At 63.4% G+C, this 12,337-nt stretch carries 6 protein-coding genes; all 6 read right to left on the bottom strand.

The features are described from left to right. Positions 1 to 3,311: DEAD/DEAH box helicase (locus PINTE_RS17120; protein ID WP_169798560.1), on the bottom strand; the 3,311-nt coding region annotated here is incomplete at its 3' end. 1 nt (position 3,312) lies between these two features. After that, entirely contained in the window at positions 3,313 to 6,222 is a 2,910-nt protein-coding gene (locus tag PINTE_RS22135; RefSeq protein WP_084343726.1) for a DUF1156 domain-containing protein, read from the bottom strand. 9 nt (positions 6,223 to 6,231) lie between these two features. Further along, the gene (locus tag PINTE_RS22855) at positions 6,232 to 6,702 is read right to left on the bottom strand and encodes a DUF7680 family protein (RefSeq protein WP_157087326.1); all 471 of its coding nucleotides are present in this window, start codon (positions 6,700 to 6,702) and stop codon (positions 6,232 to 6,234) included. Continuing rightward, on the bottom strand, positions 6,699 to 9,971 hold the full coding sequence (locus tag PINTE_RS17100; RefSeq protein WP_084343725.1) for an ATP-binding protein: 3,273 nt from the start codon (positions 9,969 to 9,971) through the stop codon (positions 6,699 to 6,701). The genes PINTE_RS22855 and PINTE_RS17100 overlap by 4 nt, the downstream gene beginning before the upstream one ends. 22 nt (positions 9,972 to 9,993) lie before the next feature. Then, the gene (gene ychF / locus PINTE_RS17095; RefSeq protein WP_068433178.1) at positions 9,994 to 11,097 is read right to left on the bottom strand and encodes a redox-regulated ATPase YchF; all 1,104 of its coding nucleotides are present in this window, start codon (positions 11,095 to 11,097) and stop codon (positions 9,994 to 9,996) included. Between the two features lie 59 nt (positions 11,098 to 11,156). Then, positions 11,157 to 12,044 carry a thioesterase family protein gene (locus PINTE_RS17090; RefSeq protein WP_245643023.1) on the bottom strand — a complete coding sequence of 296 codons (888 nt, stop codon included), beginning with the start codon at positions 12,042 to 12,044 and terminating at the stop codon, positions 11,157 to 11,159. Positions 12,045 to 12,337: the final 293 nt, after the last annotated feature.

The raw sequence follows: 12,337 nt of genomic DNA, 5'->3' as shown, positions 1-12,337 counted from the left end.
GGTCTGAAGTGCTCGGTGTCAGCGGGCAACAGCGCCGCGAGTTCAGGTGTCCCATAAGTCAGGAAGATCAGGTCAGCGTCATCGCTCTCATCCCAGGTAGCACGATCGAACGTCACGGGCAGTGGCGCGAGCGGCGACGGATCGAAGTATTCCTCGATGTCGTGCACACCATCGTCTTTCTGGAAAGACAGAGCCGAGAGTGCTTCCGCCGGGGGCTTGAGCCAATACACCCGAGGACGGGAAGGGTCGGACTCGAAGGCAGCACTGGTTAGGCCGTTCGCGGTGAGTACACGTTCCAGGTCTCGCGGAGATGTCCCGCCCTCCAGCATTGGCGGCTGCTTGATCCGACCGCCACCTCCTGGTTCGCCCATGTCGTCGTTGCCGACAGGCTCATTCTGGATGTCCTCGACCTGCTGACGAATCTGTCCGACTTCGGAGTCGATCTCGGTGGTCGTTGCGTGGCCGGTCAACGCCAACCGCTCGATGGCCTTCTCAACATTGGCGAGCACTGGGGCCGCGTCGCCCACGATATCGGTGAAGTCACCGTAGTCCTCGGCGATGCCCTTGTAGACCTGCTCCTCAACCGTGTCAGCGTAGAAATAGTTGCTGATGCGGATGTCTTTGTACGACGCACCGATGCGGTCAACGCGCCCGATTCGCTGCTCGACGCGCATGAGGTTCCAGGGCATGTCGTAGTTGATAAGTCGCCCGGACGTTTGCAAGTTCAGACCTTCGCTCATGGAGTCTGTGCCGATGAGGACTTCAAGCTCGCCACTGCGGAACCTGGTCTTGATCTCCGACTTCGTAACCTCGGTCCAGCTTCCAGACTCGACGTTGTAGACCTCCCCACCTCGGCCCGAGTAGCAGCCGAGGCGGCGATACCCCGCCGTGAGAAGCCGCTCGCGGACGTAGTCCATCGTGTCGGCGTACTGGGTGAAGACGACGACAGAGGAGTACGTGTTCAGAGCCTCGGTCACGTCGGCAACAAGTTTGCTCGCTTTGCTGTCTTCGCCCGTGATGCTATCGAGGTCTTGGAGGAACGACTTGAGTTCTGCGATTTCGTCACGGAGGCGGTCGGCTCTCGTGTCGAAGGCCTCTGGCTCGAACAGCGAACCTTCGACATCTACGTGGTCGTCGTCGGTGAGCAGCTCGGCGAGGTTTTTGCCGTTCTCCAACACACTCAGGCGACGGCGAAGAGACCGTTTGATCGCTTCGAACGAGGAGGTCAGTCGGCGGCGATAGACGGTCATGATGAACCCGAGCGCCTGACTGCCAGCCTCGGCCATGTAAGCGTTGTAGTGGCGGCGGATGTACTCCTCGATCCGCTCGTACAGGCGTCTCTCGTTCGGTTGTAGCGGGATAAACTCGTCCTTGACGTGGCGATACGGGATCACCACGTCGTCAGGGATGATCCCGGCTGCCTGGTAGTCGCGCATGGTCTTTCGGGTGTTGCGGAAGACACGATCCCGCATCGGAGTGTGGCGACGGAGCCACTTGTCCATCCACTCGGAGGTCTCGTTCGGGAACTTGGCCTTCAGGTCTGCGCTCGGCGGGTTCCCGGCTAAAGCCGTGACCACGTACGCGCCCGTCCAGCCGAGTGCGTTGTCGATCTCCCGTTCGAGGTCAGCGTCCCGCTCGGCCTGTGGGTCGGCGAAGTAGTCATCCAGCATCGCGCACAACAGGTCCCAGTGCCGGTGCATCGGGTCGATTGCCAGCAGCTTGAAGTACCGGATGAAGTCCTCGGCGCTGACGCCCCACCGACCCTTGAGCCCGAGCAGGGAGATCAAGTCCCAGGCTTCATGTGGGTTCATCTGCATCGGTGTTGCCGTGGCGAGGTACAGCGCCCGCCACATCTCCTTGTCGCGCATCTCTTGAAGCAGCCCCAGCAATGAGTTCGGAGTGTCGGTCGACTTGGAGCCGCGTCGCCGGGCATGATGAGCCTCGTCGACCAGGACAACGTCCCACGGACCGGCGTCGAGTATCTGCCGCCGGCGGTCGCGACGGCGAGCAAGGTGCGACGAAGCGAGCACGATGGGAAACGCGGACCACGGATTGGCGTTCGGATCGACCGGGATTGGCGCATCGTAACGATCTATGAAAGCACCCTTGTCGAAGCGGGCAACATCGAGGTTCATCTTCTCGTGGAGTTCCTCTTGCCACTGCTTCATCACGGAGGCGGGGACGAGCAGCAGCGCCTTCTTCGCCTGGCCTGATGTGAAGAGTTCGCGGAGGACCATGCCCGCTTCCACGGTCTTGCCGAGCCCAACCTCGTCGGCGAGCAGGTAGCCGCGCGGGTAGGTGCTCACGACACGGCTGATGAGCTTCGCTTGGTGCGGGAGAGGCTGCGCCCATGCCGATCCGACGCCCGTCCAGGGCGACGCGGTTGGTGCATCGCGCAGTGCGACGAGCTCGTCCCATGCTGCCTCGACATCGAACTCCTCGGTGTCGTCTTCGGACGAGGTCGGCGTCTCCAAAGGTGGCGAGACAACGCCGGGTGGAAGCGGCGGGGTCTCGGGGGCGTGCTCGATGAGGTGCTTCCGCACTGCCGACGGCAGGTCTATGATCGCCCATCCTGCATCAGCGTTGTCGGTCCAGTGCTTCTCGAAATCAAGCACCTTGTGGACACCCAGGTAGTCCCAGATCGGCACATTCCAGGATGGGTAGGCGTCGAACGTCTCATGGTTCCTCGCCCAGGCCGTCACCGACGAGTTGTTCGATCCGTTGAAGGCGACTCGATTCCCGTACCGATCCGCGAAGATGCCGTACTTGGTGTGGAAGTAGCGTCCCGACTGTAGGAGCGTCAGCAGCTCACCGTCTTCTCCCCTCGGGACACCAACACGAATCTCAAGCCTGTCCGTAGCGACCATCCACGCAAGCACGCTCAGATGCTCGCTCTGTACAATCCGCGTCCCAGCAAGGTCCGGATCAGCGAGCAGCCTCGCCGCCACTACGTCGTCGAGCGGCTTGCCCTCGATGACGGCGTCCACGTCTCGCTGTGCGAGTTGCGCACCGACGATCAGGCGCATCTTCCCGCCGTTCGCGAGGAAATGGGCGGTGCCCTGCGCTGCGTACTGAAGCTCGGACGCGGACCAGTAGCCCACAGCTCTGTCGTAGGTCACCGCCCGAGACAGCAACGGTAGATAGAACGTCTCGAACGGACGGTCATCCGGCGAGTAGGTTGCTCCAAGATCAACAGTCTGGAACGAATCCGGCGACGAAATAGAGTCCCCAGAGGACAGCTCAAAACTCGCCGGTCCGCCAGGCGGCGCCGACGATCCAGGTGATAGAGCGTCGCTGTCGTCCAGTGTCATGTCACACCACGTCGAACAACGTGTTCTCATTGGGGTCTGTCTGTGCGGCCAAATCCTCCGCTTCCGGTAGAACCACATCATCGAAGTAGAGCGTGCAGAGTGTGTCGATGAGCCCAGCCTCCGGCACCACCCAAGCACCTTTGACCTTGGTACGTGGGATCGCGTTCGCCAGACCTTGCAGGGTGGAAATGAACCCGGCATCGCTGGTGTAACCGTGGCGATCGAGGAAGCGCTTGGCGGCCTGCTGGCCGTCCACCTCGGCAATGTAGAGCGCAGTGTCGACAGCGTCAATAATGTACTCGAACGAGGATGCTTCAGGTGTGACGCCGGGAAGGCCCGAGTCAGCACCGCGCCGCAACCGTTCCTTCGGCGTTAGCAGTGACACTTTCCCGGAAGACTTCGACACGATCTTGGCACGCTCCAAGTCGTCCACATCCAAGCCGCCCACCGCAAGAGCAAGCAGTCTAACCGTATCAAACGGGAATTCCCGCGCACCGAACGTATCCCACGCCAACAGGACGAAGTCAGTGAGCCCATCCACCTTTGCGGCCTGCCCGACGAGGCGGGAACGACGAAGGTCCACGATCTCCTCGCGCGCCAGAGCCAGGGCATCTTCGGGGCGGAGCAACTGGTCCCGCCCATCAGCGTCCGGAGTGGACGAGTAGACGGGCCAGTTCTGCGAGATCACGGACAGCGTTGGGCCGTAAGTCGAGAGGAGAAGGTCAACGCCGTCGATACCGCCATGCTGGAATCGTGTCGCCGCGTCGCGTGCTGCGAGGCGGATATCGTGCTCGATGTCTTCGAGATAGACCTTGCGGCCGTCGGCGCGGTCGGTTCGCTTTCGACACACCAGCATGATGGTCGAAGCTGCAGAGTTCATGTTTGCCTGGTGCATAGAGTGCTCGAACTCAGTGTTGACAGGCCACGATGTTTCAATCGTGAAGCCCGCCTGTAGGAGACCCATACCAAGTGTATCCCACGCCTCGGCTCGTTTGTGAGTGAACATCACCGAGAGGACTCCGTCGTCTGACAGAACGCGACGCGACTCGGAGAAGATTGATGTCATCTTCGTCTCATAGTCGAGGTCGGCCAGCTCACTCTTGCGCTTCCCCATCATCGCGAATCTGGCGGGGTTGGCAACGGCTTCGTTGTCTTTGTCCGTAAGCTCGTCCCGGAAGTAGTCGGGAACTAGTCTCCCGAGAGTCCTCTTCTCCCAGACGTAGAAGTAGTCGGCGAGCTCCGCGTACATGACATTGTCGTAGTAGGGCGGGTCCATGCAGATATGAGTCACGGAGCCCGCATCGAGCGTGAGGCTCGCTGCGCTGCCCTGCGTGACGGTAACCTCGCGATGAAGCCGCGTGTTCGTTCCAAGCTCTGCCGCCCCGGTCTCGTCGAGGAGACGCGCGATTCCACCATAGGCGTCGTCGAGCTGGTCGAGGCACCATGAATACAACGCTGATGCACCCTCAAACTCGGCGAATGTCCACTTGAAAGAAAAGTCATGGCGGTCGAAGACGCTTCTCATCCCCTGGCGCGCAACGTTCCATGAGGAAAGCCGTGAGTTCCAGTTGAGAGCTTTGCCTTGCATGAGCGCGAGTTCGAAGAGGACGTCGTCCGCTCTGTCGCCTAGAGCGTCACGCACTTCGGGGATCAACGCGGCGAACTCCTCACCGAACGTGCCGTGAACCAACGCCTGCCTCGGAGTGTAGAAATCGATCCAACGCTCAAGCCCGTAGTGTTTCGGCCGCAGGTCATTACCATCGGGGAATTCCTCTGTAGGAAGGATGCCCGAAACGAACCAGCCATCTTTGACTTCGTCGAAGCGACGATCCGCAGCCCGCAGTGCATCAATATCGGCACGGGTTGGCGCACGGAAGGTGCGTTCGCCCGACGCCTTACGGATGGCGACGGCATAGAGGACTTGCGCCATTTGGCCGCTCTGGGCTGCCTCCTTGATGTAGTCACCATCAATAACGAGATTGTCGTAAAGCGAGATCGCCTTCCCACGCGCTATGGTCCCTGCACTTGCATCGCCCCTGTCTACGTCCCGACCAAGGACGACCTCGAAGCGTGGCTCCTGAAGGTCAGCACCGTCTGCTGACAAAATCAAGCGCACAGCTGCCTCTTTGCCCGCTTGCTTGCGGAGCCACTTGTCCGTCAGCAAGGGGACGAGTCGGCCGGTGCGCGGACAAGGGACAGCATTTGCCCAGATGTAGGCGGTGACGCTTTCACCTTCGTCCAGAGGGAAGAACTCCTTAAGTCGCTTCTCCACGCGATTGACGAGAACGCCACCCCATCTCTTGATTTCGGGCAACAGGTCAAGCCCGCGAGTTGCAGGAATCTCGACCCCCGCCCGCAGGACGCTGGCCGCGACTCCGCTGAGGTCGTTTGCCACGACAGGCAGCCCAAGTCGGCTCGCAGCCCAGGGAATCGACCCTCCGCCGGCGGTCGGGTCAGCGACGGTCGGAAGCTCGCCCCAGGTTCGACGAAGAATGGAATGGAGCAGATCGATGTCTGAGCGCGCCACTGCGTTTCGGAACGCCTGACGGTAGCCGTACCCGTTGCCCTGCAACTTCACGCCAGCAGCGTTGGCGGCATCGATCATGCGTCGTCCCTTGACGGGGTCCCCCAGGATTCCGACGAGGCGCAGCAGCCATGCCCTGTAGTCCAATTCACTGCGTACTTCTGGCGCGTCTGGGAACGATTCGGCCAACTCTTCGGTCCATGTCGGCATGACGCCAGCGAGAGCCACAGCGGCGGAAGCCACAAGTGGCCGACGCGCCCACCAGATGTGAAGGAACGAGAGCGGTGGTAGGGCGGAGGCCGCTCCGCGCTCTCGCCGCGACTCGATTCCGAGTTCTGCGACGGGTAGCCAGTCCTCGATGAGGACCCGTGGTCTTGAGTTGGTCACGTCGTGTCCTTAGTCGGCGAGGAGGGTTCGGAGTGCTTTGCGGGCGCGGGTGCCATCGAGTCCCATGCACTTGGAGTACCAGTAGTAGGTCTCCTCGACGCTCATGGCGTTGATTCCGGCGACGAGCGCCCGGACCCGCTCATGCTTGGCAATGGGTAGGGTCGCGAGCAGGACCAGCGCAAGGCGGACGCCCTCGGCTTCGCCGAGACGAATGGGCGCTTTGCGTTTGAAAGCCAGCACGCTCGGCTGGTGTCCGGCTTTGCGAACCGCGGCGAACAGCGCATCAATCACGCGTCCAGCTTGAACGGGTGTGGCCACGCTGACCGGTGCCGTGATCGAGCTGCCGTTCTCGCCGTAGCTTTCTTCAAGCGTTACTCCGAAGGCTTCGCCTCGGCCCGGCGTGATGACGAGTCGGAACCCTCGGACGCCTTCGACCAGTGCGAGATGGGATGTGGGGCGGAACCGCTTGACCGCGTTCACTTGGTCACCTCGGCCGTCATGGTGGTGCTCTTCATGCCGAGGTTCTTGACGACCGTGTGTATCTGGCCGAACTGAGCATCGGTGATGTCCAGAGCGGGGGCGAATCGGAAGACGAGGGTGACTTCGCCCGCTACCTTGTTCGCCCCGGCGATGGACTTCTTCACATGGTTATACGCGGACTGGAAGTCCTGACGGTCTGCGGTGCCCTGGAACTGGACTCCGCCGTTGACTCCCTTGAACTCGGCGCGGATCGTCGCACGAACGGTGATGTGTTGCTTTTGCAGCATGCCGAGCGCTGCCACAGCGAGGTCGATGTCGCTGGTGCCTGAGGCCTCGTCGGCGGTGACCTTCAAGGTCATCGTGCTTACCGTCGGGACCGTGAAGTCCGAAATCTGATCGAGGAGGCTCTGCATTGCAGCGCCGCCTGGGCCGGCTGCATTGAAGGTCTTCGAGTTCGGTGTGCGGGTCGGCACCTCGATCTCTTGCGCGTCGGCTGCTTCCCGGCTGAGGATGCGCAGGCCGTCGAGTCCTTTGTCCTTGATCGCAGACGGCGACAGTGCCCGAACGCCAGGGCTAGGCTCCGCGTCGAGGACGACGAACCACTTGTAGTCGCTGGCTTGTACCGCAGTGGCGAGCAGTTCGAGGACGTCGGTCTTGGTGGGCTCGCCGCCGCACTGGGCTTCGAGGCGGGAACGTATCTCGGCTCCGGTGAGGTCATCGTTAGTGATGACGGCACGCAAGTCTGCCTGGGTCGGCTTGCGAACGAGCAGGCCTCGTGACTGTGCTTCGGAAGCGGTCATCACCTCGGCGTCAGGCTTCATCTCGGGCGAGAAGCCGGCCATCGTGCTTGCCGTGTAAGTCTTGCCCGTGCCCGCGTCGTAGTAGACCCAGTTCTCGTTCTTCACCCCGTTGACGATCGCTTCACGAATCAGGTTCGGGTTGCGGACGATCTGGATCGTGTGGTCAGTCCAGAAGTAGTCGGCGATCGAGCGTGTGGTGGCGGAGTTTACAGCGTGCCAGGTCTTCGACCGGAGGTACGAGGCAGTGAACGGACTGCTCCGAATCTTGTCCTCGTCTTCGAGCAAACTCAATACCGCTGAGGTCGCATTCTTCGTGTCCCCTTGCGCCTGAGCCGGGAGCTCACGGTGGCGGAGGTACCCGGTCGCCTTGTCCCCAGAGGGAAAGTAGATGTGCTTGTAGCAGCGGGTCACCGCGATACGGGCGTTGAGCGTGGCTTCCTTGTTGTAGACCTCTACCTTCTTGCGCACCTCGTCGCTGAACTGTGCGAGTCGAGCGGCGTCGCTGGCGAGGTTGTTGGATGCGATCAGAGCTCGTGCTCGGTCTTTCAGCACTTCGATTTGCTCTTCATCGGGGACTGCAAACACCACAGCATTGCGGTAGGTGCGCGGGCTGCCGACGGAGCCGACCTTATCCAGCATTTCAACGACTGCGGAAGGTGGCTGCTCTGCGCTCTTCGGCGTGACAGCCACGACGTTGTAGTCGAGTACGACCACTCGTAGCCCGGCTTCGTCGTGAACCTCGGCGGGACCCGACGGGAAGTGCACAGCTTTGGCGCCACCGTCGTTGGCGAACGCGTTGCGGATGAGAGTGTCGACCATCGCCGCAACAGCGGTATTGGCGACGTTGCGCTTCTCGGTCTCGATGATGGCGTTGACGTTCGGCTCGATGTTGAAGCGCCACCGCCCCCCGTCGAACGATAGATGCCAGAAGACTTTCTCGGACTCCGTGAGTGCTTTCTCGAAGATGGCGGTGTCTTCGCCTGGGCGGAGCGTGCCGACGATCCAGTCGTTGCGGCCAGCTCCTGCGGTCGCCACCATTTCAAGCGAATGAGTGAACACGGTGCGTGCGACACGGGTGGTGTAGGCCGGTTTGCCGGGGAAGACATCAGCGTCCACTGCTGCGGAGTGCGACTTCTTGCCTGCGAAGTCTCCCTCGGCCACAGATGCGTACTCGGCCCGTCCGAGACCATCGGTGAGATGGTTCAGCACCGGGTCGTTGTCGTAGTCGATGTCGCCAACGTTGATGATCGCGGTGTCATCGTTCGTCGCGTAGATGTGTGCCACGACTTCGGCCAGCAACTTCAGCGCACCTCGGGCTCGCTGGAACTGTGTGATGTTGCCGAGGCGCTTGTCGAGGACACGGACCAGCTCAGGGTGGAATGGGTACGTCTTGGTGACCAGTTCGCCGTAGGTCGCAGGGTGTTCGGCGCCGCCTGCCAACTGTTCGGTCTTGCCGAGTGTCTCGTACAAGCCTCGATAGGCGTCACCAGCAGCGGTCGCGGCAGTTTGATCGACAGAGGAAAAGATGCGCTTCTTGAGGATTTCGCCGATCTCGTTGTCGTCGGCAGGGCGGATCACCGCGGATGGTTGCACGGCGCGGGTCAGTACGTCCCCGGTCTCTTCCGCTGCCTTGACGGAGGCCGCGTTCGCTGCGTCGGCTCGTTCCTTCTCGTCGCCGGTGAGATCGCTGATCTCAGTGGTCTCTGCACCGAAGGCGTTGGTGGTCGCCGCCAGCGTGATGATGACTGAGACCCGATTGGTCGGGTCAGACGCGACCTCGAACAGGTTCCCCAGGAACACCGGGATCGCGCGGGCCATGCGACGCACGTCCTCGCTGCCCGAGGAGGATACCGCTCGCAGGTACTTGGCGATCTCGTCCACGATGACGATCGTTGGCTTGCCGCCGAAGGCCGCCTTGATGGTGCCTGTTCCCGGCGCCGTGCGCTCGGCGTCATTGGCAGCCATCACCGAGAAGGCGTTGTCACCGATCTGTGCCGCCATCTCGCCCCACAGGGTGTAGGTGCGGTGGCCATCGGTGTCAACCCCGGCGGCGGGGTCGAGAGCATCACCGACGAGCGCGGCAACCTGAACGGCACCGTCCGGAAGCAGGCTTGGGTCGATGAACTCTGCGATGTTGGCGGGTCGCGCCCCACCCGCCAGGTGGTAGACCGCTGTGAGGCCGTGGGTCTTGCCGCCACCAAAGGAGGTAGTTGGCCGCAAGACTCCGTTCTCTCCTGCCACGCCTTTCGCCCCAGCAATACGACCGAAGGTCTTGGTGAGAAGGGTCTTCAACCCGGAAGTCGGGTAGGTCTGAGCAAAGAATGCCTCCGCGTCGCCGTAAACCGGATAGTGCTCGGCGTCGCGTACAACCTTGTCGAGCTGTGCTGCGAAGTGATTATCGGCGAGACCGCCCTCAAGCACATCCTCTCGTGGCACACAAGCGTTACGCAGTGGAATCAGATCACTCATGCCAGCGCTCCCAGTGTCGTCTTCACTTCTTGCCACCTGACGTAAGCCCAGTCCTAAATTCGACCACGTCGCCGTCGGCCATGACGTAGTCCTTGCCTTCCATGCGCACCTTGCCGGCGGCCTTGGCGTCGGCCATGGAGCCGGCGGCGACGAGGTCGTCGTAGGAGACGATCTCGGCCTTGATGAAGCCCTTCTGGAAGTCGGTGTGGATGACCCCGGCGGCCTGCGGGGCGGTCCAGCCCTTCCGGATCGTCCAGGCCCGCGACTCCTTCGGCCCGGCGGTCAGGTAGGTCTGCAGGCCGAGGGTGCGAAAGCCCTTGTGCGCCAACTGCTCCAGGCCCGGCTCGGTGACGCCGACAGACTCCAGCAGTTCGGCCGCTTCGTCGGCCTCCAGCTCGGCGAGATCCATCTCGAGCTTGGCGTTGAGGAAGATCGCCTCCGCGGGCGCGACGAGCGCCGACAGCTGCGCCTGCAGCGCCTCGTCGGTGAGCTGGTCTTCGTCGACGTTGAAGACGTAGAGAAACGGCTTGGTCGTCATGAGCCCCAGCTCGCGCAGCCGGGCCAGGTCGATGCCGCGCTCGGCGGCCTTGGCGAACAGCGTGTGACCCTCTTCGAGCACCTGCTGGGCCGCGAGCGCCGCGTCGTAGTCGGCCTTCTCGACCTTCTTGCCCTTGACCTCCTTCTCCAGCCGCGGCACCGCCTTCTCCAGCGTCTGCAGGTCGGCCAGGATCAGCTCGGTGTTGATCGTCTCGATGTCACCGGCCGGGTCGACTTTGCCGTCGACGTGCGCGACGTCGTCGTCGACGAACGCCCGGATGACCTGGCAGATCGCGTCGGCCTCACGGATGTTCGCGAGGAACTTGTTGCCCAGGCCCTCGCCGGTGGAGGCGCCCCGCACGATGCCCGCGATGTCGACGAAGGAGACCGTGGCCGGCAGGATCTTCTCGCTCTTGAAGATCGTCGCCAGCACGTTCAGCCGCGGGTCGGGCAGCGGCACGACACCGACGTTCGGCTCGATCGTCGCGAACGGGTAGTTCGCGGCGAGCACGTTGTTCTTCGTCAGGGCATTGAACATGGTGGACTTACCGACGTTGGGCAGTCCGACGATTCCGATAGTGAGGGCCACGGGGTCAGGAGTTTACCGGCCGCGCGGCACCGGTCCGGACCCTTCCCTGGCCGCCCCGGCTACTCCCCTGGCCCCGGGGACGACTCCCCCGGCTCGGCGGGAGTCGCGTCGCCTGACCCCGGCGCCCAGCCGGGCCGCGGCAGCGCCGCGAGTTGGCGGGACTGGGCCACGAGCCGGCCGGTCGAATCCCAGATCCGCGCGTCTTCCTCGAAGAGGCCGCCCGCGACGGTCTCGCTGCGGCAGTCGACGAACACCCAACCCGGAGCCGGTCGAGCCCGCACGTGCGCGGTCAACTCCAGCGTCGGCGCCCAACCCCGAAGTCCCAGGTCGAAGGTGACCGGAGGCAGCGCGTCGAGCGCCAGGAGCAGCGAGATCGTGTCCATCGGACGGCCGTCGGCGAACCGCAGCCAGCCCCGCATACGCCCCTGCCGCGAGGGCTTGCCGACCGCCCAGCCGACGCACGCCGGGTCGAGCCGCAGGTCGATGCGATCCATGAGCGGCGGCCGGAAGTCCGATCGCGCCTGCCGGGTGTCGACGCAGTCCTGCGGGGCCGGAGCCGCAGGCAGCGGGGGCATGCGTTCGGCGGATGCGGTCTCGTCCAGTTCGCCGAAGGTGGCCATCGCCCGCAGCCGCTCGACCTCGACCTCGGCGCCCTCGCGCGGCTGGGTCACGCTGACCTGGGCCGTCGTCATCGTGCGGCCCTCCCGCAGCACCTGGGCGTGTGCCAGGCCCGGTCCAGGCAGCGTCGCCGACAGGAAATACGCGCTGAGAACCAGTGGATCCGGGTGTCGGCCGCCGGAGAGGTGCTCGCGCAGGGCCGTCGCCGCGAGCGCCATGACCACCCCGCCGTTGACCGCCCGGCCGATCAGCCAGCCCTGTGTGAACTCGCAGCGGGCCCGGCCCGGCTCCAGGACGGTCAGCCGCATCGCGTCGTCGAATTCGCTCACGTCGGCCTGCCTATCACGTGGCTCGCTGGATTCCGCGTTATCGCCCCTGCGGGCTGCTGACCTGGGTCTTAGGCGTGGGTCGGCCGCGCCTGAGGAGTCTTGTCAGTGGTCGGTGACACGGTGTTGCCATGACCACGACCGTGTTCGTCACAGCCCTTTTCGCGGCGCTGCTCGTCGGTGTCGCGCTCGGCGCAGCCCTGGCCCGGGCGCTGGTCGGCGCCCGGTACGCCGCCGACCTCGCGGCGGGTGAGGCCGAACGTGCCGGCTTGCGCGAGCGGCTCGACGAGGCGGCC

Origin of the sequence: Piscicoccus intestinalis NBRC 104926 (assembly GCF_001515525.1) — a bacterium.
GTDB lineage: Bacteria > Actinomycetota > Actinomycetes > Actinomycetales > Dermatophilaceae > Kineosphaera > Kineosphaera intestinalis.
Note: the sequence above shows the minus strand (reverse complement) of the source record. Positions and strands in the feature narration are given on the sequence as shown.

Excerpts from the sequence above, each read along its gene's own strand:
- PINTE_RS17100 (WP_084343725.1), bottom strand. The coding sequence starts at position 9,971 with ATGAGTGATCTGATTCCACTGCGTAACGCTTGTGTGCCACGAGAGGAT.